This is a genomic window from Xanthomonas sp. WHRI 7065 (genome assembly GCF_040203115.2).
Taxonomy (GTDB): domain Bacteria; phylum Pseudomonadota; class Gammaproteobacteria; order Xanthomonadales; family Xanthomonadaceae; genus Xanthomonas; species Xanthomonas arboricola.
On record NZ_CP168194.1, the window covers coordinates 2920315 to 2943670 of the forward strand.

Here is a 23356-nt window from a genome sequence, read left to right on the forward strand (position 1 = left end):
CCAGGAGCGGCGTGTGGATTCAACGGGGCGAAGTCCAATGGATGGGGTTGCGCTGCGCCCGACACAAGCCGACCACGGGAATGGCGGTGAATGGTTAAAGCGGCTGTCAGCCTGACCGCGCAGCGGCCAAGCCCGGTGCGCCCGCTGCACCGCTTCGACCTGCTGCAACTTTCCCGTCAACTCCGGTTCGACCGGGCGCGTCCAGTTCGCCCGGGCGCGATGCCGAGCACTCGCGCGACGTGACGACAGGCGTTGGTGGTAAAGCGAAGGGCTGCCTGGACGAGCGGCAGATACCGGCCGGCGCATCGGGTCACCAGCCATCAACGCAACGCTGCGGCCCGGCGCGATGATTGTCGATCGGGCGCAGGCCATGGCACATTGACGCCATGCCCAGCCTTATTCTCTTCATGATTGCCGGCGCCGCGCTGTACGCGTTCTGGAACTCCTCGCGCGCGGCGGCCGAACGTGCCGATATCCTCGGCCGCAATGCCTGCCGCGCCGCCGATGTGCAATGGCTGGATCAGAGCGTGCATTCCACCAACATCCGCATCTGCCGCAAGCCCAATGGCTGGCTGGGCTTCGAGCGGACGTTCCGGTTCGAGTATTCCTACGACGGCATCGACCGTCATAGCGGCCGCCTAGTGCTGCGCGGCGACCAATTGATCGCCTTCACCGGACCGCAGGTGGCCACGGTGACGCCGTTGAGCCCGGACCATCAGCGCCTGAACTGACCGCGATTGGGTCGATGTATGCGTCTGCAGGCACCTGGCCTGCATGCAGCGCCGTACGACCGAAGATCCGTGTCGCTGCTGCCTATCCGCAACGCCGATGCACACATGCAACGGCGTGTCCTGGGTTCTGTTGGAAAAATGCGCATGCGATGCAAACCGCACGCGTACATGGCGCAACAACGCACGAACGCGCGATGCGCGTCCGTGCGTGCAGTTACTTGACAACGCGCAGATGCGGACGCTTGCCCGCGCTTGGCGGCTCGTCCGGCGTGGGCGCGCTTGGCGGCGGTGCACCCGGATCCGGCGGCTCGGTACTGGTGCCGGGGATATCGTCCGGCAAGGCCATGCCCTGCCCGGTCTCGCGTGCATACACCGCAAGGACCGCGGCCATCGGCACCATCACCGGATAACTGACGCCGCCAAAGCGTGCGGTGAACTGCACGCTTTCGTTGTCGACCTGCAGCCCGACCACGGCGCGCTCGGCGATGTTCAGCACCACGCGGCCGTCCTTGACGGCACTGGCAGGCACCTGCACGCCGGGCAGCCCGGCGTCCACCAGGACGTGCGGGGTCATGCCGTTGTCGTTGATCCATTCGACCAAGGCCCGCAGCAGGTACGGGCGATGGCTGGTCATGCGGGGGAAATCTTCGCTCATGACGTCATTTTACCCGCACACGGCCCGCAGCGGCGGCTGCGCGCTGGGGCGTCGGTCTGTTGGCATACAGCCGTCGCATCAGCCCGGCAGGTCGCGCAGTTTCTTTTCCTGATCGGTCAGGCTGCGGATGAAGCCGGGATTGCGGAAGATCCGGTTGCCGTAGTCTTCGATCGCCTTGCCGTCCTTGGGCAGACCGATCTCCAACGCGTCCAGTCGCCAGATGATCGGCGCCATCGCGCAATCGGCCAGACTCATTTCCGGGTTGAGGAAGAACTTGCTGGCCTTGAACAGCGGCACCGACGCGGTGAGCAGTTCCTTCAGGCGCTTGCGGCCGGCCTCGGCCTGGGTCTTGTTGCCGAGCTGGATGGCCTGCACCTGCGGCACCCAGTCGTGCTCGATCCGCAGCATCGCCAGACGCAGACGTGCGCGCGAGAGCGGATCGACCGGCATCAGCGGCGGATGCGGGTAGCGCTCGTCCAGGTATTCGCTGACCACCGATGCCGCGTACAGCACCAGGTCGCGTTCGACCAGGGTCGGGACCGAATGATAGGGATTGAGATCGATCAGATCTTCCGGGGGATTTTGCGGGTCGACCGGCACCAGGTCGTAGGTCACCCCTTTCGCCGCCAGGACCAGACGGACCCGGTGGCACAACACGTCGTCGTTGGACGAAAACAAAGTCAAGGTATTCCGCATACGCACACTCGTCGCCATTCAAGGCTCTCCGACGACCGGAATCCGCCGGCCGCATCGGCGCGGCCGGCCCAACGCCGACCGTCACCACGGTCCTTCGAGTGTGCAATCACGTCACGCAAAAGCCAAGAGTGATAGGGCCGATTAATGCCCGGACAGGCCGCTTGTTGCGCCGAGATGCAGCTTCCGGTCACGTGCGCGTGTCGCAACGGTGCGACCGCCGGTGCACGACATCGGATGCGGCAAAGGCGATTTGTCGTCAACCGACGCGTTGATTGCTTGCCGACCCTCACCGCACCCCTCTCCCGCAGGGAGAGGGGCTCAGCGGTCGGTTTGCTGCAGCCGTTGCATGGTTTGCGCATGCATGGCCGTCGCGCTCTGCAGCCGATGACCGGCCTGCAGACCGGTCAGTGCACGTCCTTCCAGTATTCCTTCTTCAGCAGGTAGGCCATGAAGGTGAGCAAGGCCAGGAACAGGATCACCCACACGCCCATGCTCTGCCGCTTCAAGGCCGCCGGTTCGCCGGCGTATTCGAGGAAGTTGGCGATATCGCGCACGGTCTGATCAAACTCGACCGGCGTCTGTCGCCCTGGCTGACCGAGTTTGAGCGCCTGCACCGGCTTGTCGCCGGTCGCCTTGTCGGGCGGGCCGAACTGCGCCTGCTGCAGGCCCTGCAGCTCCCACAGCGGATTGGGCATGGAGGCATTCGGAAACAGCTGGTTGTTCCAGCCCAGCGGGCGGGTCTGATCCAGGTAGAACGACTTGAGGTAGGTATAGACCCAGTCGGTGCCCCGCACGCGGGCGATCAAGGTCAGATCCGGCGGCGCCTTGCCGAACCACTTGGTGGCCGCATCGTGCGGCATGGTGCCTTCGATATGTTCGCCGATCTTGGCGCCGGTGAAGTTGAGGTTAGTCATGACCTCCTCTTCGCTCAGTCCCAGATCGCTGGCCATGCGCGAATAGCGCAGGTACTTCAGCGAGTGGCAGCCGGAGCAGTAGTTCATGAACAACTGCGCGCCACGCTGCAGCGAGGCACGGTCGCTCAGGTCGTTGCCGGCCTGCTGCACCTTTCCGCCTTCGGCTGCCAGCGCCCCTGCAGCCAGGGTCAGCCCGCACAGCAGGGCGACCACACGCGACGTCCATGACCTCACGTTGGAATTAGTCATGGGTGGTCACCCGCTCCGGCACCGGCTTGGTCTTGTCCAGCCGCGTCCACACCGGCATGGTGATGAAGAAGGCAAAGTACAGGAAGGTCAGCACGCGCCCGACATAGGTTTCGTGTGCGTCGGTGCCAGGACCGGAGCCGATCACGCCCAGCCACACGAAGCACACCACCAGCACGCCGAGCGCGACCTTGGAGATCCAGCCGCGGTAGCGGATCGAGCGCACCTTGGCCCGATCCAGCCATGGCACCAGGAACAGGATCGCGATCGCCGAGAACATCACCAGCACGCCGCCGAGCTTGTTGGGGACCACCCGCAACATTGCGTAGTACGGCGTGTAGTACCAGACCGGTTTGATGTGCTCCGGGGTCACCAGGCGATTGGCCTCGGTGAAGTTGTCGTGCTCCAGGAACAGGCCGCCGAACGCCGGCGCGAAGAAGATGATGAAGGCCGCGATCAGCAGCAAAAAGCCGACCCCGACCAGGTCCTTGACCGTGTAATACGGATGGAACGGGATGCCGTCGGCCGGCTTGTGCGCGTCCCAGCGGTTGCCCTTGGGCCCCTTCTTGATCTCCACGCCGTCGGGATTGTTGGAGCCCACCTCGTGCAGCGCGCCGATGTGCAGCACAATCAGCAGCAACAGCACCAGTGGCAGTGCGATCACGTGCAGCGCGAAGAAGCGGTTGAGCGTGGCATCGCCAGGCAGATAGTCGCCCATGATCCATTCGGTCAGCCCGTTGCCGATCACCGGGATGGCGCCGAACAGCGAGATGATCACCTTCGCGCCCCAGAACGACATCTGCCCCCACGGCAGCACGTAGCCCATGAAGGCTTCGGCCATCAGCACCAGGTAGATCAGCATGCCGAGAATCCACACCAGCTCGCGCGGCTTCTGGTAGCTGCCGTACATCAGCCCGCGGAACATGTGCAGATACACCACGATGAAGAACAGCGAGGCGCCGGTACTGTGCATGTAGCGGATCAGCCAGCCCCACTCCACGTCGCGCATGATGTATTCGATCGAGGCGAACGCATCGGCGGCGCTGGTCTTGTAGTGCATCGTCAGGAAGATGCCGGTGACGATCTGGTTGACCAGCACCACGATGGCCAGCGAGCCGAAGTAGTACCAGAGGTTGAAGTTCTTCGGCGCGTAGTACTCGCTGACGTGCTTGCGGTACATGGGCATCAGCCCAGGCGCGCGTTCGTTGACCCAATCGAACACACCGTTGGCGGTACGGACCAGGATATTGCTCATCAGGCAGCCCCCGTGCTGTTGGCCGACGTACCGGTACCGTCGGGATCGACGCCGATCACCAGGGTGTTGTCGTCCACATAGTGGTGTGGGGGCACCAGCAGATTGATCGGTGCCGGCACGCCGTCGAAGACGCGGCCGGACATGTCGAAGCGCGATTTGTGGCAGGGGCAGAAATAGCCGCCCTTCCACTGCGGGTCGTAGGGCTCGGGGCGGATCTCGGCGACCATTTCCGGCGAGCAGCCCAGATGCGTGCACAGCCCGACCAGCACCGAGATGTCGGACTTGATCGAGCGGTACTCGGGGTTCTTCAGTACGTAGTCCGGCTGCTGGTCCTTGTTCTCGGACTTGGGATCCTTGAGCCGGTCATCCAGCGATGGCAGTGCGTCGAGCATCGCCTTGGAGCGCTTGACGATCCAGATGGGCTGACCGCGCCATTCCAGAACCAGCCGTTGCCCTTCCTGCAAGGCGCTGATGTCGGCGGTCACCGGGGCACCGGCCAACTTGGCGCGTGCGCTGGGATTCCACGACTTCACGAACGGAACTGCGACAAATCCTGCTCCGACCGCACCGACCACGGCCGTTGTCGCGGTCAAGAACCGACGACGCCCGATATCAGCAGGTGCGTTAACCCCATCGTTGGCCATCCGGCTCTCCGATCTTGATTAGGTAGCGTGAGGCTGCCAACGGCTGGCGGGGGGTCCAGCCGCGATGAATCGACCGCAGTGTAGCGGAACGCTTAATGCACAGACAACGCAATGTACGCAGTCGGACTGGCGCAGTGCAAACACTGGATGCAGGCATGCGTCGACCGCTTCACGCGCCAGCCCTGCACAAGGCGGACAGCTGTGACCCAGTGCTGACAAAAAGACCGTGCCAGTTGCAGACATGCTGCGCGTTGGCTGCACTACTGCGCCGGTGCGATGGCGGCCTGCGCGGCCTGATGGCCGCATGACATCTGTCTCGGCTGGTGACGGTCAAAGCAGGCCGCAGCGCGCGCAAATGCGTGCAAAGCACACGGCTCAGTTGGCCGCCGTGGTCTGCCCACGATAGCGTCCGGCCAGCACGCCGACGCGTTGGACGTAGCGCTGGGTCTCGCTGTAAGGCGGCACGCCGCCATAGCGATCCACCGCGCCCTCGCCGGCGTTGTAGCCGGCAGCGGCGAGCGTGAGATCGCCGTTGAAGCGCTTCAGCAACCACGAAAGATATTGCACGCCACCGCGAATATTTTGCGTTGCATCATAGGCATCGCTGACGCCGAAGCGGCGCGCGGTGCCGGGCATCAACTGCATCAGCCCCTGCGCGCCGGCCCGACTCAGTGCCAGCGGGTTGTAGGCCGACTCTGCATGGATGATCGCGCGCACGATCGCTTCCTCGACCCCGAACTCGCGCGCGGCTGCGGTGATTTCCTGCTGATAGGCATTGGTGTTGAGCCGGATCGCACCGAAATTGACGCCGGGCTTGGCCGCGCAGGCGTAACAGGTTTCGATGAAGCTGTAATGGATGGTGCGCAGGCCTTCGATGCTGGCGACCTGACGCGGGCGCGCACTGGTGTAGTGACGCACGCCGTCCTTCATATACGAATAGACCTGCCCGCTGACCACCCGGCGCGGATTGACCGCGGCGGCGGGTGCCTGCACGACCGAGGTTTCCGACACCGGCAGCGCGCGCGGCGTCACCGCCGAGGCGACCTCGGCAGTGCGACGTGGCGCCTGGCCAACCGGCTGACTGATGATGGTGGCTGGCGCGCCACTGTCAATCGAGGTACTGGCGCGCGCAGGGCCGGCGGCCATGCCCTGCGCCGGGCGAGCCATGGCCGGCGGCGCGCGGCGCGCGGATCGCTCCGGGGTATAGCTGCTGATGACGCTGCAGGTCGCGCCGCTCTGGCGCTTGCTCAGGTAGCTGGTGATTCCGTCGCCGCTGACACACTTGTACAAGGTGCCGGCGCAGACCGGCGCTGCCGGCAACGTGACGAGTAACAGCCCCAGCAATCTTGACATCCCCTTCATGCGGCGGAGTGTCCCAGCTTGGCCCGGGCTTGCCAAGTGGCCTAAATGGTTATCCGGGCAGCGGCTCCAGCCGCGTCCGCAACGCGTTCAGCGCCTCGGCCAGCGGCAAGCGCACGGCATCCGGGCAGATCGCATCGAACGGCAGGTCGAGCAGCAGCAGGTTGGCCGCCAGCGCCGGCATGCTCGGCGCGCCCAGACCCAGCCAGCAATGCGCCGGCCCGTCGGCTTCCAGCGCGCCCAGCCAGGGCGGGATGCGCGCGGCGAGTACCTCCAGCGTGCCGTGCAGGCGTACCCGGGCCCGGCACGGAAACGGCGACTCGCCGATCGCCTTGCGCAGGAGTTGCAGTGGCTCCTCCGGCAGTGCGCGAGCGGCGAATTGCGCGCCGGTCGTCTCGGCCCGGTCGATGCGGTCGGCGCGCAAGGTGCGCCAGTCCTGGCGCTCGCAGTCCCAGGCCAGCAGATACCAGCGCCGCCCGTAATTCACCAGCAGGGCCGGCTCGACGCAACGCGTGATCGGGGCACCGGAGTGGCGGCGATAGTCCAGCCGCAGCGTGACCCGGTCGCGGCAGGCGCTGGTCAGTTGCGCCAGCCGCGCCGCATCCACCAGGGCACCCGTCTCCTCGGTGACCGGCAAACTGGCGGTGGCCGCGTGCGCGGCACTGGCACGCTGGCCGCTGCGCCGCGGCAGCAGCGGATCGAGCTTGAGCAACACCCGCGCCGCCGCCGCATCCATGCCGCGTATCGCCGGGGCCGCTGCGCGCAGCGCGATCGCCACCGTCAGCGCCTCGTCCTCCTCGAACAACAGCGGCAGGGCGGCTGCACCCTGCCCCAGCCGGTAGCCGCCACCGGCGCCGGGCACGGCATGCACCGGGTAACCCAACTCGCGCAGGCGCTCGATCGCGCGCCGCACGCTGCGCGGATGCAGTTCCAGCCGCTCGGCCAGCGCCACGCCCGACCAGCTGCGGCCGCCCTGCAGCAGCGCAAGCAGACGCAACAAGCGGGCAGCGGTCGAGGCCATCGCATTACCGTATTGCGGACAGAAACTGTCCGCAATAGCTGCGTAGGATTGCCTGGCACCTCGTTCTCTATGCCTTCCGCATCCACCAAGGAAACCGCAATGTCCGACCAGCGCCACATCACCCTGTTCCACAACCCCCGTTCGCGTTCGCGCGGCGTGCTGGTGCTGCTGGAAGAGCTCGGCGCCAGCTACGACCTGCAGATCGTCAACCTGGAAAAAGGCGAGCAACTCGCGCCCGCGTACCTGGCGATCAACCCCATGGGCAAGATTCCGGCGATCCGGCATGGCGACAGCGTGGTCACCGAACAGGGCGCGATCTACCAGTATCTGGCCGAGCTGTATCCGGAAGTCGGGCTGTCGCCGGCGCCGGGCGATGCCGATCGCGGCGCCTACCTGCGCTGGCTGGCCTTCTACGGCTCGGCGTTCGAGCCGGCGATCATCGACCGCGCAATGAAGCGCGATGCGCCGCCGCGCTCGATCTCGCCCTACGCCGACTGCGCCACGGTGCTGCAGGTGATCGATGCGCAGCTGGCCAAAGGCGACTATCTACTGGGCCAGCGCTGCAGCGCGGCCGATGTGCTGTGGGGCGGCGCGCTGGGCTGGATGGTCGATTTCGGCCTGATCGACCCGCCTGCCAGCACCCGCGCCTACATCGCCCGCATGGCCGACCGGCCGGCGTTCGCGCGTGCCGAGGCCACCAACGCCAAGGCCTGACCAAACGGACGGGCCCGGCGCAAGCGGGTAAACTGTGCGGCTATCTTCTACCCGCCTGGAATAAGCGCCATGCCCGGGACATCCGTTTCCGACCTGTCCGCGGCCACCGCCGTGGACGCACCTGCCCTGTTGCCGCTGCCGGTGGCCCGCCCGTCGGCGCCTGCCGTGGTGCGCGGCAAGCTCTACATCAAGACCCACGGGTGCCAGATGAACGAGTACGACTCGGCCAAGATGGCCGACGTGCTCGCCGCCTCCGAAGGCCTGGAGCTGACCGACAACCCCGAAGACGCCGACGTGGTGCTGGTCAACACCTGCTCCATCCGCGAGAAGGCGCAGGAAAAGGTGTTCAGCCAACTGGGCCGCTGGAAGGCGCTGAAGGCCGGCGGCAAGCCGGTGATCATCGGCGTGGGCGGCTGCGTGGCCTCGCAGGAAGGCGAGGCCATCGTCAAGCGCGCGCCCTATGTGGATCTGGTGTTCGGCCCGCAGACCCTGCATCGCCTGCCGGAGCTGATCCGCGCGCGGCGCGAATCGGGCAAGTCGCAGGTGGACATCAGCTTTCCGGAAATCGAGAAGTTCGATCGCCTGCCCGAGCCGCGCGCCGAGGGTCCGTCGGCGTTCGTGTCGATCATGGAAGGCTGCTCCAAGTACTGCTCGTTCTGCGTGGTGCCCTACACCCGTGGCGAAGAAGTCAGCCGGCCGTTCGAGGACGTGCTGGTGGAGGTGGCGCAGCTGGCCGCGCAAGGCGTGCGCGAGATCAATCTGCTCGGCCAGAACGTCAACGCGTATCGCGGCGCGTACGGCGCCGATGCCGGCGACGCGGCGCAATACGCGGATCTGGGCTTGTTGATCCGCACCATCGCGCAGATCGAGGGCATCGGCCGTATCCGTTTCACCACCTCGCATCCGCTGGAATTTTCCGACTCGCTGGTGGATGCGTACCGCGACGTGCCGCAGCTGGCCAATTATCTGCATCTGCCGGTGCAGGCCGGCAGCGACCGTATCCTGTCGGCGATGAAGCGTGGCTACACCGCGCTGGAATTCAAGTCCAAGATCCGCAAGCTGCGCGCGGTGCGTCCGGATATTTCGATCAGCTCGGACTTCATCGTCGGTTTTCCCGGCGAGACCGAAGCGGATTTCGAAAAGACCATGAAGCTGATCGAGGACGTGGGCTTCGACCAGAGTTTCTCGTTCGTGTATTCGCGGCGTCCCGGCACGCCGGCCTCAGACCTGCAGGACGACACGCCGGAAGCCGTCAAACAGGCACGGCTTGCGCGTTTGCAGGCGCAGATCAACGCGCACGCCACACGCATTTCGCAGTCCATGGTCGGCAGCATGCAACGGGTACTGGTGGAAGGCCCGTCGCGGCGCGATCCGAACGAATTGACCGGCAAGAGCGAGAACATGCGTCCGGTGAATTTCCCCGGCAATCCGCGCCTGATCGGGCAGTTCGTCGATGTGCTGATCACCGAGGCGATGAGCAATTCGCTGCGTGGTCTTATCCAGGTGGACGACAGCGAAAGCTGATGCCGCATAGGTGCCGGGGCGCGTGGTGCCACGGCATGCATCGCGTCTTGCTGACTGGAAGGTGCACGTTGGTTGGTCACTACTTCCGTAGCGCTGCGGCCGGCTACGCGATGCTGCGTCTGCCTGCGATTGTTGTTGCGTTGCGTTGCGCAGCTGCGTGCGTGCAACACGCTGGCAATTGCGTTGAGGTCACGCGCGTCGTGCCTCGCACCTCGATCTTCGGCAAGCACGCAGCTTGCGTGCTTGCCGCACTCGCCGACCGGCGCTCCGGCATCTACGCGCTTCCGAGCCTTGGTCGGTCCAGGTCAACAACAGCGCGCACTGCTCGCATACGCCGGGCATGGTCGTGATCGCGCACAACAACGACACCGACCTCCCTGGTCACACGGCACACAAGGTAAGTGATCAAAATTTCACCACTTGTCTGCAACACCTTGCGGCATAAGGCGTGCGAGCACTTACCCACAGGCTTTGCCGAATTCGATCCACACCGCTTGTGGACAACCGCCACCGCAGTGGTGATTTTTTCGCCATGTCCCTGCCGGACCTTGTGCGAGTAGGCGCCACGATTTTTATCCACAGGTTAGTGATGCGTGACTCCACAGCGATTGTGGAAAACCCGCGCGCACCGCCGGGGACCGGCAATGACCACGCGCTTGCGGCAGCCTGGCGTGTTGGTGGGATCACACGCTGCGCGCTACCCTCGTCTGCCGCCCAACCGACCAGCGCATGCGTGCGCGGTCCGATCCGACCATGAACTCACCTGCACATCGCGACTTCACCCTGGAACCCGACGACACCGAGCGCCTGGCCAACCTGGCCGGCCCGTTCGACGCGCACCTGCGCCAGATCGAACTCAAGCTGGGCGTGGAGATCGCCAACCGCGGCAACGTCTTCCGCGTCACCGGCCCGGAGCCGGCGATCACCGCCGCGCAGACGCTGCTGACCGCCCTGTACGATGAAGCCGCCTCCACCACCTTCGACAACCACGCCATCCACCTGCGCTTGAACGATGCCAACGTCGAGCAGGTGGTCGATCGTTCCTACGTGGCCCAGGACGTGGCGATCAAGGTCAAACGCGGCACCGTGCGTGGCCGCGGTGCCAACCAGGCCAAGTACCTGCATGCGATCGCCACGCACGACATCAACTTCGGCATCGGCCCGGCCGGTACCGGCAAGACCTTCCTGGCCGTGGCCAGCGCGGTCGAGGCGCTGAACGAGTCGCGCGTACAGCGGCTGATCCTGGTGCGCCCGGCGGTGGAAGCCGGCGAGAAGCTGGGCTTCCTGCCGGGCGATCTCAGCCAGAAGGTGGACCCGTATCTGCGCCCGCTCTACGACGCGCTCTACGAAATGCTGGGCGTGGAAAAAGTGGTCAAGCTGCTGGAAAAGAACGTCATCGAGATCGCGCCGCTGGCCTATATGCGCGGCCGCACGCTCAACGATGCCTACGTGATCCTGGACGAGGCACAGAACACCACCATCGAGCAGATGAAGATGTTCCTGACCCGGCTGGGCTTCGGCTCCACCGCGGTGGTCACCGGCGACCTGACCCAGATCGACCTGCCCAAGCACGTCAAGTCCGGCCTGCGCGACGCGATCGAGGTGCTGCGCGATGTGGACGGCGCCAGCTTCACCTTCTTCGAAGCACGCGACGTGGTGCGCCACCCGCTGGTGCAGCGCATCGTCACGGCCTATGAAAAGCGCGATCAGCAGGACGCTGCGATCAAGAACAACGCTGAATGAGGCTATTCCTTGCCAGCTTGACGTTGGCAAGCGGATTGGTCGCGGCGGCATCGCTCGGTGCCACCGAAGCGCCGCTGCTTCCGGGAATCCCGATCGTGGATCGCGATGTGATCCCGGCGACGCAGGTGGCGCCCCCCTGTGTGTCGCTGGCCGCCGAACAAACCAGCATCAGCATCCCAACCGCGCACCTGGAGAGGCTGGCAGAACAGGGGCGCGGCGATATGCCGGCAGGGAACGATCGCGTACGACTCAGTGCTTGGCAGCAAGGTCGCAGCGCGCGCTGGCTGCTCGATCTACCGGGAACGGTCACGGATGCACGCGGCTGCGAAAGCTCACCGATCCAGCACGCGCATCGCTCAAGCCAGTCGCTGGTCGGCGGACTCCTGGAAAGCGGTATCGCTGCGGTCTGGATGCATGACCAGCCAGGATTCGTTTCAAGCTTGCGGGTGCGGGATTACAATCGCGGCTGCGGGCGCGGCCCGATCGGCAGTTCGAGCTACCGCGTGGCCAACGGGCCTGTGGTGATACTGCTGATCACCTGCACGCGCTGACCCTCTGCCCAGGAAACTCTCGCCATGACCCGTGGACCTGTCCGCCTCGACGTCGCTGTCAGTTATGCGCTGCCGCGCGCCGGCCTGCCGTCGGCGGTGAGTTTTCGCAAGTGGGTGGCCGCTGCGCTGAAGGGACGCATCCGCGAGGCCGACCTGGCGGTGCGGATTGTCGACGAGAAGGAAGGCTGCTCGCTCAACCATCATTACCGTGGCAAGGATTACGCCACCAATGTGCTGAGCTTCCCGGCCGATTTACCCGAAGGCCTGCCCAAGGGCGTCAAGATGCCGCTGCTCGGCGATCTGGTGATCTGCGCGCCGGTGGTGGCGCGCGAGGCGGCCGAACAAGGCAAGTCGCTGGCCGCGCATTACGCCCATCTGACCGTGCACGGCACCCTGCATCTGCTCGGCTGGGACCACGAAGACGACAAGGAAGCCGATGCGATGGAGCAACTCGAACGCGAGATCCTGGCCGATCTCGGCATCGACGACCCGTACGCGGGAGAGCGCTGATGCGGGCCTGCCTCGCCACCGCGTTGCTGTTGCTGGCCTGCTCCAGTGCCTGGGCGCAGGCCGCGCCGGCACGCCCCGACCTGCCGGCCCTGATCGAATGCCGCCAGCGCATCGGCGACTTCAACGCGCTGGCACCGGTGCTGGCCGACCCGCTCAAGGCGGTGGCGCTGGGCTGGACGCCGCTGGACCAGGCCAACCTGTTCATGACCGAGTACACGCTCAACACGCCGATCAGCGTGTTCGGCCATAGTACCACCCACATCGCGTTCTCCGGGGCCAGCGTCATGGCGCTGCTGGACCTGCCCGACCCCCGCCCGCTGGCCAAACAGCTGAACCTGGAACTGGGCGTGGATAACGCCGACAAGGTCATGTATGGCCGCGAGCTGGTCAGCGAAGACACCACCAATCCCAAGACCGGCGAGGCGATGATCGAATCGATCGTGCTCAGCGTCTCCAACGTGAAGTCGCATCCGGGCAAGACCGTAGTCGGCTGCGGCTACAGCCTGGACCTGCCCTGAAGCGTAGCGCCCGCCCCACCCCGTCCACAGCGCCTTAGCGGCTTCCTGTTAGACTGACGGCTATCGCCTGGTTTGCCGGGTGCCGTCCCACGTCACGATGTCCGAAGACGACAGTAGCCAATCCCAAGAAACACCCGAAAAACGCCGTAGCTGGCTTGAGCGCCTGAGCGCTGCCTTCTCTGGCGAACCCCATACCCGCGACGAACTGGTCGCGCTGCTGCGGACCGCCGAACAGGACGGTCTCATCGCTGCAGACACCTTGCGCATGATGGAAGGCGCAATCTCCGTGTCCGAGCTCACCGTGGGCGACGTGATGATCTCGCGCTCGCAGATGGTCTCGCTGCCGGTGGAGGCGCGCTTCATCGACCTGATGAAGCAGGTGGTGGAATCCGGCCATTCGCGCTTCCCGGTGCACGGCGAGAACAAGGACGAGGTGCTCGGCATCCTGCTGGCCAAGGACTTGTTGCGCGGCGTGGTTGCCGACAACGGCCCCGGCAACGTGCGCGAACTGCTGCGCCCGGCGGTGCTGATCCCCGAGTCCAAGAAGCTCAACGTGCTGCTCAAGGAGTTCCGGCTGTCGCGCAACCACATGGCGATCGTGGTGGACGAGTACGGCGGCGTCGCCGGGCTGGTCACCATCGAAGACGTGCTGGAGCAGATCGTCGGCCAGATTGACGATGAGCACGACGATGCCGAAGACGAGAATTCGCTGATCGCGATCCAGGCCGACGGCCGCTATGTGGTCGATGCACTGACGCCGATCGAAGACTTCAACGAGCGCTTTGGTGCCGACTTCCCCGACGACGAGTACGACACCGTCGGCGGCCTGGTCACCGATGCGATCGGCCACCTGCCGGAAACCGGCGAAGAGCTGACGCTGGGGCGCTTTGCCTTCCGTGTGGCCAAGGCCGATGCGCGGCGCGTGCACGCCTTCCACGTGACCATTCTGCCGCCAGACCCACAGGACGACGCTTGAACCGTTGGTACCGCGTCACCGCTGCAGCGCCAGCCCGCGGCAGCATCCGGCGCCGGGCGGCAGCGTGTCTGCTGCTGTTGCTGGCGTGGTTGGTGGCACCTGCCGCCATGGCCCAGGCCACCGGGCAGGCGCCTGCCCAGTCCAATGTACCGGCACCGCGGGTCGGCGTCGTCACCATGCAGCCGGGCGAGGTGTTCTTCGAGCGCTTCGGCCACGATGCCATCGTGGTGGTCGATCCCGTCACCGGGCAGGCCACCTCGTACAACTTTGGCTTCTTCGACCCCGGCGAGCCGGATTTCGTCCCCCGCTTTGCGCGCGGCGAGATGATGTATTACCTGGTCGCGTTGCCGCTGGAAGAAGACCTGCAGCAATACCGTGCGGTCGGCCGCGGCGTCAGCATCCAGTGGCTGGACCTGCCACCGGACCAGGCGCGCGCGCTGGCTGACGGGCTGGCCATCCGCAGCCAGCCCGAGAACGCGCGCTACCACTACGATTACTTCGTGGCCAACTGCGCCACCATGGTCCGCGACACGCTGGACCGCGCCATGGGTGGCGCGTTGAAATCGCAACTGGCCGGGCGTTCGCGCGGCAATACCTTCCGCAGCGAAGCGGTGCGCCTGGCCTCGCCTGCCCCGTGGATGTGGCTGGGCTTCGACCTGGGCCTGGGGCCGTATGCGGACCGCCCGCTGTCGCGCTGGGAAGAAGCCTTCGTGCCGATGCGCCTGGCCGACAGCCTGACCCAGGTGCACAACAGCGCCGGCCGCCCGTTGGTGCAGTCCACCCAGGTCCTGCTGCCGCATCGCATCGCACCGGAGCCGGCCGAACAGCAGCGCCACTGGTGGCCATGGCTGCTGACCGGGCTGATCGTCGCTGCCGGCGTGCTGGCACTCGGTCGCCGGCAACGCTTGCTGGCCGCCCTGGCCCTGCCGTACTGGCTGCTGTGCGCGATCGGCGGCGGCTTGCTGGTGTATCTGTGGGGCTTCACCGCGCATCAGTCGGCCTGGGCCAATCGCAACCTGTTGCTGGTCAACCCGCTGTGCGTGCTGCTGTTGATCGGCGGCATCGCCGTGCTGCGCGGGCGCCGGCCCGGGCGCTGGTTCGATATGCTGCGCTGGGTGGTGGCCGCCGCGGCACTGCTGGCGCTGCTGATCCACTGGCTGTCGTTCCAGGCGCAGGACAACCTGCAGTGGGTGCTGCTGCTGTTGCCGATCCATACCGCGCTCGCCATCGCATTGCGGCAGCGTGACTTGTCCGTCCGCACGCGCTGATCCAGGATGCGCCCATGAACCACCACGGCCGCCATCCGGACAACCCCTCCTGCGTCATCACCTGCGCCTATTACGACGGCCAGGGCGAGCGCCACGACATCAGCCTGGAGCAGATCAGCGACGTGCTGCAGCGCCCGGATGGCTTTGTCTGGGTCGGCCTGTACGAGCCGCAGGAATCGGTGCTGCACAAGCTGCAGGATGAGTTCGGCCTGCACGATCTGGCCATCGAGGATGCGCTCAAGGCGCACCAACGTCCCAAGGCCGAGAGCTACGGCAATTCCTTGTTCGTGGTGGTCAACACCGCACAACTGGTCAACGAGCGCATCCGCTACGGCGAGACGCACGCGTTTCTGGGCGCGCGCTTTCTGTTGACGGTGCGCCATGGCGCATCGCTGTCGTACACGCCGGTGCGGCACCGGGTCGAACGCGAACCGGCGATGCTGCGCATGGGCGCCTCGTTCTGCCTGTATGGCGTGCTCGACTTCGTGGTCGACAACTACCTGCCGATCATGGACGAGTTCCGCGACACGCTGGAAGGCCTGGAAAAGGACATCTTCGCCGACAACTACAAGCGCGAAACCGTGGTGCGCCTGTACGAGCTCAAGCGCGAACTCAACAAGATGCGGTTGGTCGTGGCGCCATTGCAGGACGTGCTCTCGCACCTCAAGCGCAACCCCGGCTCGCTGATCCATGACGAAGTCGGCATCTACCTGCGCGACGTGCTCGACCACGCCGTGCGCATCAACGACGCCATCGACACCTTGCGCGAAATGCTGGGTACCGCACTGAGCGTCAACCTGTCGATGGTGACCCTGGCCCAGGGCGAAACCGTCAAACGCCTGGGCGCCTGGGCCGCGCTGCTGGCCGCCCCCACCCTGATCACCAGTTGGTACGGCATGAATTTCACCCACATGCCCGAACTCGACAAACCTTATGCCTACCCGCTGCTGGTAGCCGGCGTGGTCGCCTCGTGCCTGGTGTTGTATCGCCTGTTCAAGCGAGCGCGGTGGCTTTAGGCCGCTTTGCGGCTGGGATTTGGTAGTGGGGATTGGGGATTGGTTGGAGCTGGACGCGTGACTGTGGCGCGCGTGCTGCACGTTCCCTCATCCGCCCTTCGTGCACCTTCTCCCGAGCGGGAGAAGGAAGGCTGCCTGCTTTTACGAATCCCCAATCCCGAATCCCCAATCCCCGCACTCAAGCCACATAGATCGTCTTGATGTTCATGAACTCGTGGATGCCGTGCTCGGCCAGCTCGCGGCCGAAGCCCGAGCGCTTGATGCCGCCGAACGGTAGCCGCACGTCGCTCTTGACCACCGAATTGACGAACGCCGCACCGCACTGCAATTGCTGCGCGACGCGTTCGCCGCGCTTGGCATCGGCGGTCCACACGCTGCCGCCCAGGCCGAAGCTGGTGTCGTTGGCCACGCGTACTGCTTCTGCTTCATCCCGCACGCGAATGACCGACGCGACCGGGCCAAAAAACTCCTCCTCGTAGGCCGGCATGCCCGGGGCGACATGATCGAGGATGGTGGCCGGATAGCCTGCATGCGAACCGGGTACCGGTTCGCCGCCCAGCAGCACCTTCGCACCCTTTTCCACACTGTGTTGCACCTGCTTGTGCAGCTCGTCGCGCAGATCCGCGCGGGCCATCGGCGCCAGCGTGGTGCCCTCCTGCTGCGGGTCGCCGAGCACGCGCTGGGAGGCAGCGGCAACGAAGCGTTCGATGAAGCGATCGGCGATGGCGTCCACCACGATGAAGCGCTTGGCGGCGATGCAGGTCTGCCCGCTGTTGTCGAACCGCGACTGCGCGGCGGAGGCGACAGTGTGCTCTAGGTCGGCGTCTTCCAGCACCACGAACGCATCACTGCCGCCGAGTTCCATCACGCACTTCTTCAACTGATCGCCCGCATTTGCAGCCAGCGAACGTCCGGCACGTTCGCTGCCGGTCAGCGTCACCGCGGCGATGCGCTCGTCACGCAACACATCTGCAGCCTGGTCGTTGTCGATATGCAGCACATCGAACACGCCGGGCGGAATACCGGCGGCATCCAGCACCTCCTTCATCGCATCGGCGCAGCGCGGCACATTGCTGGCGTGCTTGAGCAGCGCCACATTGCCGGCCATCAGACCCGGGGCGAGGAAACGGAACGCCTGCCACAACGGAAAATTCCATGGCATCACCGCAAACACGCAGCCCAGTGGCTCGTATCGCACATAGCTGGACTGCGCCTCGGTCGGGATATCGCGCGGTGCCAGGTAGTCAGCTGCATGGTCGGCGTAATAGGCGCAGCCCTGCGCGCACTTGTCCACCTCGGCCAGCGCCTCGTGGCGCAGCTTGCCCATTTCGGCAGTCATGATGCGCTGCAGGTCGTCGCGCCGCCGGGTCAGCTCTTCGCCGACCCGGCGCAGCAGCGTGCCGCGCTCGGACAGCGGCAGCGCCGCCCACTGCGGAAATGCCTTGGCGGAAGCAGCCAGACGCGCCTCGATGGCGGCGGCGTCCAGGGTGTGCTGGGTATGTTCGACCTGGCCATTGGCCGGGTTGACGGTGTCGTAGGACATGACGGTCTCCTGTTACAGGCCCGCCATGCTAGTCGCCGGCAAGTTGCAGCCGCGTCACAACCGCGGCAAATCGCTGCAACGCTGTGTTTACCCATGCCGCGACGCAATGCCGCACCTCCATCGCACCGCTCGCGATCACTGGCAGCCGGAATACCGCTCCCGGACACGCGAACGAAAGCGGCCCTGCCCTGTCCCGACCGTCCCACCGCACAAAAATGCTCTAGCATTCGGCACTTGGCAGCTTCATCCATCCACGGAAGACCACCACGATGCGCAGGGATCTGATTGTTCTAGTTGTACTTGGCATCGGCGCCTGCCTGCCGGGATGCGCCGTCCTGCAGGACATGCTGCACGGCCCGCGTCCGGGTCCGAACGGATTTGTCACCGTGAGCTGCACCAATACGCTGCCCAATCCCAGCCAACCCTGCGAGGAACAGGCACTGCGTGCCTGCTCGGACACTGCCATCCGCCAATTCGTTACCGCGCACTCGTCGCCGAACATGGTCACGATCTATCCGAGCAAGCAGAAATCCAAGGACGACGGCGACAAGAACGGCAAGAACAGGGACAAGGATCGCGCTGACGAACAACCCAAGGTCGAGCAACAGGGCTACGACATCAGCGCCGAGTATCAGTGCTACCTGACCAAGCCGCAGCCCTGGGACAGCGGGTACACGCCTCCGGCCAGGTAACAGCGGCCCAACCAACTACTGTGCCCGGCGCCCGCTAGCCGCCGCAGGCATCCGCAAGCGGCTTGCAGCCGTCGTGGATGTCGGCGGTTTCCGCCTCGCAGCCGTCTGGCCGCCGCTGGTGGCGATGCATTCGCCACACCCATGTTGGTGCCTGCTCAGGAAGCAGCTTGCAGCGCCAGTTGCGCATCGCGCTGACGCCGTCTTTCGCTGCGCGCCAGCAGCCACCAGCCGATCACTGCGGCGATCGACACCGCCAGCACCATCAGCGTGGCCAGTGCGTTGATCTTGGGGCTGATGCCCAGTCGCACCGACGCAAACACCTTGATCGGCAAGGTGGTCGAACTGGGCCCTGCCAGAAAGCTGGCGATCACCACGTCATCCAGCGACAGCGTGAACGCGAGCAGCCAGCCCGATACCAATGCCGGAACGATGATCGGCAAGGTGATCAGGAAGAACACCTTCAGCGGTGTCGCGCCCAGATCCATCGCAGCCTCTTCCAGCGAGCGATCCAGTTCCTGCAGGCGCGAAGAAATCACCACCGTCACGAACGAGACGGTGAAGGTGACATGCGCCGCCCAGATCGACACCGCGCCACGCGGTGCGATCCCGAGGACACCGCCCATCGAGACCAGCAACAACAGGATCGACAGGCCGATGATCACTTCCGGCATCACCAGCGGTGCGGTGATCAATGCACCGAACAGGGTCTTGCCGGGAAAACGCCGCATGCGCACCATCGCCAGCGCCGCCATCGTCCCCAGCACCGTCGATGCACAGGCGGTCCAGAGCGCGACTTGCAGGCTGACCCAGGCCGCCTCCAGCAACTGGCGATCGCGCAGCAATTCGCCGTACCAACGCGTGGAAAAGCCGCCCCACACCATCGCCAGACGGGAGGCGTTGAACGAGTAGACCATCAGCAACAGGATCGGCAGATACAGAAAGCCGAAGCCCAGCGCGAGCACGCCAGCGCCCAGCAGGCGCGTGCCGGGAGAAACGCGCATCATGCCAGCCGCCCTTCCAGCTCGCGCTGCTGATAACGGTGGAACAGCACGATCGGCACCAGCAACAGCAGCAACATCACCGTGGCCACCGCAGCGGCCACCGGCCAGTCGCGATTATTGAAGAACTCGCCCCACAGCACGCGGCCGATCATCAAGGTGTCCGGCCCGCCCAGCATTTCCGGAATCACGAACTCGCCCACCGCCGGAATCATCACCAGCATGCAACCGGCCACGATCCCGTTGCGCGACAGGGGCAAGGTGATGCGCACGAAGGCCTGCCACGGCCGTGCGCCCAGATCGTAGGCGGCTTCGAGCAGGCGCGCGTCGTGCTTGACCAGATTGGCGTACAACGGCAACACCATGAACGGCAGATAGCAGTACACGATGCCGATGTAGGCGGCGAGCGGTGTGTACAGCAACTGCAAGGGCTGGCGGATCACTCCCAGCGCCAGCAGCGCCTGATTGAGCAGGCCGTTGCCGTCGAGGATGCCGATCCAGGCGTAGACGCGGATCAGGAACGAGGTCCACGACGGCAGCACCACCAGCATCATCGCCACATTGCGCGTGGCCAGCGGCAGACGCGCAATGACATAGGCCATCGGGTAGCCGATCAACAGCGCAAACACGGTCGACAGTGCGGCGATCCTGATCGAACTCGAATACGCCGCTACGTATTGGCTGTCGCGGAGCATGACCAGGTAATTGCCCAGATGCAGCTTGAGGCTCACCGCCCCATCGGCCGCAACGGCAAACAGCGGCGTGTACGGCGGCATCGCGGTGGCGCGCTCGGCGAAGGAGATCTTCAGCACGATCAGGAACGGGATCGCGAAGAACACCAGCAGCCACAGATACGGTGCGGCGATCACGCCCCAGCGCGCACCCGGCAATGCGCGGATCAGACGCCTCATGCGGTGAGTACCACGCCGTCGTCCTCGCCCCAGCTCAGCCAGACGGCGTCGCCCCAGGTCAGCGCTTCGCTGGCCCAGCGCTGACGGTTGGCGAAGTTGGCCATCAGCTTGAAACCGCCGGGCAGGCGCACGTGATAGACCGAATGGCTACCGAAATAGGCGATGTCCTCGATCACGCCCTGCGCCTTGTTGCAGGCTTGGGCCGGTTCGTCCTTGCCGATGAGGAGTTTTTCCGGGCGCAGCGCGAACGCCACTGCCTGCCCTTCGAAACCGGTGATGCCGTGGCCGATCCGGATATTGGCGTCGAAGGCCGACGCCTTCAGGCCGACGTAGTCGGGTTTGTCCTCGACGATCACCGCGTCGATCAGATTGACCGAGCCGATGAAGTCGGCAGCGAACCGGTTGGCCGGTTGTTCGTAGATTTCGTCCGGGGTGCCGACCTGCTGGATCCAGCCCTGGTCCATCAACGCGATGCGGGTGGCCATGCTCATGGCCTCTTCCTGATCATGGGTGACCATGACGCAGGTGACGCCGGAGGTCTCGATGATGTTGACCAGTTCCAGCTGCATCTGCGCGCGCAGCTTCTTGTCCAGCGCGCCCATCGGTTCGTCCAGCAGCAGCAGCTTGGGCCGCTTGGCCAGCGAGCGCGCCAGCGCCACGCGTTGCTGCTGCCCGCCGGACAATTGATGCGGCTTGCGCCTGGCCAGGCTGCCAAGCTGCACCAGCTCCAGCATCTCGCCCACGCGCGCCGCGATTGCCGGCTTTGAAAGCGCTTCCTGCTTCAGTCCAAAGGCGATGTTCTGTTCCACGCTCATGTGCGGAAACAGCGCATACGACTGAAACATCATGTTGATCGGGCGCTCGTACGGCGGCAACCCGTCGATCGGCTGGCCATCGAGCACGATGCGGCCTTTGGTCGGCCGCTCGAAGCCGGCCAGGCAGCGCAGCAAGGTGGACTTGCCGCTGCCCGAGCCGCCCAGCAGCGCGAAGATCTCGCCCTTGCGGATCTGCAGGCTGACCTCGTCGACCGCCACGACGCCATCGAATTCCTTGCGGACCTCGCGGATGCTCAGATAGGCGTTGTCGCCAGGGGAAAGCGGCGCCGCTGCGGCCTCGGTAACTGCCATGGATCCTCTCGATTGCGAAGCGTGGCCCGGCACCGACTGTGCACCTCAAGACACCGGCGCCGCCAGTGCTTGGTGCGACATCAGCGCTCGTCCGTTTGCGCCCAAGCGTCTCGCCTGCAGCGAGCCGACGACGACTTGCTACATCGGGTGACCGCCTGCCGGCGCGGGCGCTGCAGCAACACTCTGTCTGCAACGGCAGAGCGACACCCTAGCGCGAACAAAGCGCCGACGCCCGCCGCGACGGCTATCGATCAGCGTGGCTCCGGCACCGGCGCGCTCCAGCCCAGACCCAGGCTCTTCTGCAGCGCGACGTAGTTCACCAGCAACTGCACCTGTGCCTGCGCGGCGGCGTCCTGCGCGGACAGCTGCTGGCGCTGCACGTCGAGCAGATCGATCGACGAGGTGGCACCGGCATCGCGCCGTTGCTGCATCAAGCCGGCCGAGCGGGTGGCCGAGGCTTCGGCCTGCCGCGCCACCACCAGCTGCTTGCGCGCCGAGCCGAAGCGCGCCAATGCCGAATTGGCATCCTGCAACGCAGCCAGCACCGCGCCCTGGTACGCCGCCTCGCGGCCGGCGTTGCCGGCACGCGCCTGCTCGACCTGTGCCTTGGTGCGGCCGAAGTCGAAGATCGACCAGCGCAGCATCGGCACCGCCAGCGTGGTCAAGGCGTCGGAATTGAAATCGCTGGGCGAACCGGCCACCCAGCTCAGGCCGCCCAGCAGGCTCACCTGCGGAAAATACCCGTTCAACGCCTCGCCGATCTGCGCGCTGGAGGCAGCCAGTTCGCGCTCGGCCTTGCGCACATCGGGGCGGCGACGGATCAGGGCGCCGGCATCGTCCACGCGCACCTGGGTGGGCAGCATCGGCAACGGCTGCGGCGCGCTCAACTGCGCGTCCAGCGCGCCGGGCTCGCGCCCCACCATCAGCGCCAGTTGGTCCAGCGCTTCCTGCGATTGCATCTCCAGCGGCAGGCGCTGCGCCTGTTGCTGCTGCACTTGCGTGGCGATCTGTTCGACCTGCAGGTCCGACGCAGCGCCACGCTCGCGGCGCTGCTGGGTCAGGCGCAGGGTCTGCCCGATCTTGTCCAGGTTCGCATCGGCGATCGCCAGCCGCGCCTGCAAGCCGCGGTAGTTGAGGTACACCTGCCCCACTTCGGCTGCCAGCTGCACCTGCGCATCGGCCAGCTCGGCCTCCGAGGCCTGCGCCTGTGCCAGGGCGCCTTCGGCGGCGCGACGGCGGCGGCCGAAAAAATCCAGCTCCCAGCTGGCGTCGAAACCGGCGCTGTAGATCTGGGTCTTTTCCAGATCCAGCGCCTCGCTGCCCTGTGCCGGTGGCTGGCCGTTCTGGCCGTTCTGCAAGCCGCCCAGCGTATCGACGATGGTCTGCGGCGGCTCGGCATACGCATACACCGCGCTGGCGTTGAGCTTGGGCAGGCGCTCGGCACGGCGCTGGCTGGCCAGTGCGCGGTTGGCGCGCAGCCGCGCCTGCGCCGCACGCAGGTTGGGGCTGTCGGCCAGGGCCTGGGTGACCAGTTGGGTGAGGGTCGGGTCCTGCAGCTGCTCCCACCAATGATTCAACGGCGCGGCAGCGACCACCTCGGCGCCAGCGGCACGGTGCAGGGCCGGCGCCTGCACCGCCGTGTCGGCCACTGCCGGGGGCTTGGTGTAGTTGGGGCCGAGCATGCAGCCGCCGAGCAAAACCACGCTCAACGCCGCAGCCAGGGGCACGCGGATCAGGCGCATGG

At 65.7% G+C, this 23356-nt stretch carries 22 protein-coding genes and 1 pseudogene; 11 read left to right on the forward strand and 12 right to left on the reverse strand.

Features of this window, described 5'->3' with window-relative positions; all coding sequences use genetic code 11:
- Window positions 1–350 precede the first annotated feature (350 nt).
- Window positions 351–731, forward strand: coding sequence for a DUF3301 domain-containing protein (locus ABQY64_RS12295; protein WP_039516191.1), 381 nt, complete (start codon window positions 351–353; stop codon window positions 729–731).
- Between the two features lie 214 nt (window positions 732–945).
- Here the strand turns inward: ABQY64_RS12295 and ABQY64_RS12300 are convergent, their stop codons facing one another.
- The 7 genes from ABQY64_RS12300 to ABQY64_RS12330 form a co-directional block, all read right to left on the reverse strand.
- On the reverse strand, window positions 946–1386 hold the full coding sequence (locus tag ABQY64_RS12300) for a ClpXP protease specificity-enhancing factor (RefSeq protein WP_016901612.1): 441 nt from the start codon (window positions 1384–1386) through the stop codon (window positions 946–948).
- 78 nt (window positions 1387–1464) lie between these two features.
- Window positions 1465–2100, reverse strand: a complete 636-nt coding sequence (locus ABQY64_RS12305) for a glutathione S-transferase N-terminal domain-containing protein (protein WP_024939278.1) — start codon at window positions 2098–2100, stop codon at window positions 1465–1467.
- Window positions 2101–2486: 386 nt separating this feature from the next.
- Complete coding sequence (locus tag ABQY64_RS12310; protein WP_166767284.1) at window positions 2487–3245, reverse strand: cytochrome c1; 759 nt, start codon at window positions 3243–3245, stop codon at window positions 2487–2489.
- The gene (locus ABQY64_RS12315; protein WP_024939276.1) at window positions 3238–4497 is read right to left on the reverse strand and encodes a cytochrome bc complex cytochrome b subunit; all 1260 of its coding nucleotides are present in this window, start codon (window positions 4495–4497) and stop codon (window positions 3238–3240) included. The genes ABQY64_RS12310 and ABQY64_RS12315 overlap by 8 nt, the downstream gene beginning before the upstream one ends.
- Window positions 4497–5141 carry a ubiquinol-cytochrome c reductase iron-sulfur subunit gene (gene petA / locus ABQY64_RS12320; protein ID WP_039526849.1) on the reverse strand — a complete coding sequence of 215 codons (645 nt, stop codon included), beginning with the start codon at window positions 5139–5141 and terminating at the stop codon, window positions 4497–4499. Before petA ends, ABQY64_RS12315 begins: the two co-directional genes overlap by 1 nt.
- Window positions 5142–5516: 375 nt before the next feature.
- Complete coding sequence (locus ABQY64_RS12325) at window positions 5517–6503, reverse strand: lytic transglycosylase domain-containing protein (RefSeq protein WP_349779336.1); 987 nt, start codon at window positions 6501–6503, stop codon at window positions 5517–5519.
- 49 nt (window positions 6504–6552) lie between these two features.
- Window positions 6553–7521 carry a WYL domain-containing protein gene (locus ABQY64_RS12330; protein WP_349779335.1) on the reverse strand — a complete coding sequence of 323 codons (969 nt, stop codon included), beginning with the start codon at window positions 7519–7521 and terminating at the stop codon, window positions 6553–6555.
- Window positions 7522–7677: 156 nt separating this feature from the next.
- Between ABQY64_RS12330 and ABQY64_RS12335 the strand changes: the two are divergent.
- The 9 genes and pseudogenes from ABQY64_RS12335 to ABQY64_RS12375 all read left to right on the forward strand — a co-directional run bounded on the left by ABQY64_RS12335 (window position 7678) and on the right by ABQY64_RS12375 (window position 16341).
- Window positions 7678–8266: pseudogene (locus ABQY64_RS12335) on the forward strand (glutathione S-transferase family protein).
- 38 nt (window positions 8267–8304) lie between these two features.
- Complete coding sequence (gene miaB / locus ABQY64_RS12340) at window positions 8305–9759, forward strand: tRNA (N6-isopentenyl adenosine(37)-C2)-methylthiotransferase MiaB (protein WP_349779333.1); 1455 nt, start codon at window positions 8305–8307, stop codon at window positions 9757–9759.
- 753 nt (window positions 9760–10512) lie between these two features.
- Window positions 10513–11502 (forward strand): PhoH family protein, encoded by a 990-nt coding sequence (locus ABQY64_RS12345; RefSeq protein WP_127159049.1) that lies wholly within the window; start codon window positions 10513–10515, stop codon window positions 11500–11502.
- On the forward strand, window positions 11499–12053 hold the full coding sequence (locus ABQY64_RS12350) for a hypothetical protein (RefSeq protein ID WP_065050144.1): 555 nt from the start codon (window positions 11499–11501) through the stop codon (window positions 12051–12053). Before ABQY64_RS12345 ends, ABQY64_RS12350 begins: the two co-directional genes overlap by 4 nt.
- Before the next feature lie 24 nt (window positions 12054–12077).
- Window positions 12078–12563 (forward strand): rRNA maturation RNase YbeY, encoded by a 486-nt coding sequence (gene ybeY, locus ABQY64_RS12355; RefSeq protein ID WP_016901623.1) that lies wholly within the window; start codon window positions 12078–12080, stop codon window positions 12561–12563.
- A complete protein-coding gene (locus ABQY64_RS12360; protein ID WP_039521973.1) occupies window positions 12563–13081 on the forward strand; it encodes a hypothetical protein in 519 nt (172 codons plus the stop codon). Before ybeY ends, ABQY64_RS12360 begins: the two co-directional genes overlap by 1 nt.
- A gap of 97 nt (window positions 13082–13178) precedes the next feature.
- The gene (locus ABQY64_RS12365) at window positions 13179–14057 is read left to right on the forward strand and encodes an HlyC/CorC family transporter (protein WP_024939270.1); all 879 of its coding nucleotides are present in this window, start codon (window positions 13179–13181) and stop codon (window positions 14055–14057) included.
- Complete coding sequence (locus tag ABQY64_RS12370; RefSeq protein WP_374151296.1) at window positions 14054–15325, forward strand: DUF4105 domain-containing protein; 1272 nt, start codon at window positions 14054–14056, stop codon at window positions 15323–15325. The genes ABQY64_RS12365 and ABQY64_RS12370 overlap by 4 nt, the downstream gene beginning before the upstream one ends.
- A 14-nt stretch (window positions 15326–15339) precedes the next feature.
- Complete coding sequence (locus ABQY64_RS12375) at window positions 15340–16341, forward strand: magnesium and cobalt transport protein CorA (protein ID WP_016901627.1); 1002 nt, start codon at window positions 15340–15342, stop codon at window positions 16339–16341.
- Window positions 16342–16519: 178 nt separating this feature from the next.
- Here ABQY64_RS12375 and ABQY64_RS12380 read toward each other — a convergent pair whose 3' ends face one another.
- Window positions 16520–17884 (reverse strand): NAD-dependent succinate-semialdehyde dehydrogenase, encoded by a 1365-nt coding sequence (locus ABQY64_RS12380; RefSeq protein WP_349779332.1) that lies wholly within the window; start codon window positions 17882–17884, stop codon window positions 16520–16522.
- 386 nt (window positions 17885–18270) lie between these two features.
- On the opposite strand from ABQY64_RS12380, the gene ABQY64_RS12385 reads away from it, so the two are divergent.
- Window positions 18271–18576, forward strand: a complete 306-nt coding sequence (locus ABQY64_RS12385; RefSeq protein WP_374151297.1) for a hypothetical protein — start codon at window positions 18271–18273, stop codon at window positions 18574–18576.
- A 155-nt stretch (window positions 18577–18731) separates the two neighbouring features.
- Here ABQY64_RS12385 and ABQY64_RS12390 read toward each other — a convergent pair whose 3' ends face one another.
- The 4 genes from ABQY64_RS12390 to ABQY64_RS12405 all read right to left on the reverse strand — a co-directional run bounded on the left by ABQY64_RS12390 (window position 18732) and on the right by ABQY64_RS12405 (window position 23354).
- Complete coding sequence (locus tag ABQY64_RS12390; protein ID WP_349779331.1) at window positions 18732–19580, reverse strand: ABC transporter permease subunit; 849 nt, start codon at window positions 19578–19580, stop codon at window positions 18732–18734.
- Window positions 19577–20485 carry an ABC transporter permease subunit gene (locus ABQY64_RS12395; RefSeq protein WP_349779330.1) on the reverse strand — a complete coding sequence of 303 codons (909 nt, stop codon included), beginning with the start codon at window positions 20483–20485 and terminating at the stop codon, window positions 19577–19579. Before ABQY64_RS12395 ends, ABQY64_RS12390 begins: the two co-directional genes overlap by 4 nt.
- Window positions 20482–21612: a polyamine ABC transporter ATP-binding protein gene (locus ABQY64_RS12400; protein ID WP_349779329.1), complete on the reverse strand. Its 1131-nt coding sequence runs from the start codon at window positions 21610–21612 to the stop codon at window positions 20482–20484. The genes ABQY64_RS12395 and ABQY64_RS12400 overlap by 4 nt, the downstream gene beginning before the upstream one ends.
- A 251-nt stretch (window positions 21613–21863) precedes the next feature.
- Window positions 21864–23354 (reverse strand): efflux transporter outer membrane subunit, encoded by a 1491-nt coding sequence (locus ABQY64_RS12405; RefSeq protein ID WP_349779328.1) that lies wholly within the window; start codon window positions 23352–23354, stop codon window positions 21864–21866.
- Window positions 23355–23356 lie beyond the last annotated feature (2 nt).

Coding starts and splice junctions, on each gene's coding strand:
- ABQY64_RS12305 (WP_024939278.1), bottom strand. CDS start 2,100: ATGGCGACGAGTGTGCGTATGCGGAATACCTTGACTTTGTTTTCGTCC.
- ABQY64_RS12330 (WP_349779335.1), bottom strand. CDS start 7,521: ATGGCCTCGACCGCTGCCCGCTTGTTGCGTCTGCTTGCGCTGCTGCAG.
- ABQY64_RS12315 (WP_024939276.1), bottom strand. CDS start 4,497: ATGAGCAATATCCTGGTCCGTACCGCCAACGGTGTGTTCGATTGGGTC.
- ABQY64_RS12400 (WP_349779329.1), bottom strand. CDS start 21,612: ATGGCAGTTACCGAGGCCGCAGCGGCGCCGCTTTCCCCTGGCGACAAC.
- petA (WP_039526849.1), bottom strand. CDS start 5,141: ATGGCCAACGATGGGGTTAACGCACCTGCTGATATCGGGCGTCGTCGG.
- ABQY64_RS12380 (WP_349779332.1), bottom strand. CDS start 17,884: ATGTCCTACGACACCGTCAACCCGGCCAATGGCCAGGTCGAACATACC.
- ybeY (WP_016901623.1), top strand. CDS start 12,078: ATGACCCGTGGACCTGTCCGCCTCGACGTCGCTGTCAGTTATGCGCTG.
- ABQY64_RS12310 (WP_166767284.1), bottom strand. CDS start 3,245: ATGACTAATTCCAACGTGAGGTCATGGACGTCGCGTGTGGTCGCCCTG.
- ABQY64_RS12405 (WP_349779328.1), bottom strand. CDS start 23,354: ATGCGCCTGATCCGCGTGCCCCTGGCTGCGGCGTTGAGCGTGGTTTTG.
- ABQY64_RS12350 (WP_065050144.1), top strand. CDS start 11,499: ATGAGGCTATTCCTTGCCAGCTTGACGTTGGCAAGCGGATTGGTCGCG.
- ABQY64_RS12365 (WP_024939270.1), top strand. CDS start 13,179: ATGTCCGAAGACGACAGTAGCCAATCCCAAGAAACACCCGAAAAACGC.
- ABQY64_RS12300 (WP_016901612.1), bottom strand. CDS start 1,386: ATGAGCGAAGATTTCCCCCGCATGACCAGCCATCGCCCGTACCTGCTG.
- ABQY64_RS12360 (WP_039521973.1), top strand. CDS start 12,563: ATGCGGGCCTGCCTCGCCACCGCGTTGCTGTTGCTGGCCTGCTCCAGT.
- ABQY64_RS12325 (WP_349779336.1), bottom strand. CDS start 6,503: ATGAAGGGGATGTCAAGATTGCTGGGGCTGTTACTCGTCACGTTGCCG.
- ABQY64_RS12345 (WP_127159049.1), top strand. CDS start 10,513: ATGAACTCACCTGCACATCGCGACTTCACCCTGGAACCCGACGACACC.
- ABQY64_RS12395 (WP_349779330.1), bottom strand. CDS start 20,485: ATGAGGCGTCTGATCCGCGCATTGCCGGGTGCGCGCTGGGGCGTGATC.
- ABQY64_RS12390 (WP_349779331.1), bottom strand. CDS start 19,580: ATGATGCGCGTTTCTCCCGGCACGCGCCTGCTGGGCGCTGGCGTGCTC.
- ABQY64_RS12375 (WP_016901627.1), top strand. CDS start 15,340: ATGAACCACCACGGCCGCCATCCGGACAACCCCTCCTGCGTCATCACC.
- miaB (WP_349779333.1), top strand. CDS start 8,305: ATGCCCGGGACATCCGTTTCCGACCTGTCCGCGGCCACCGCCGTGGAC.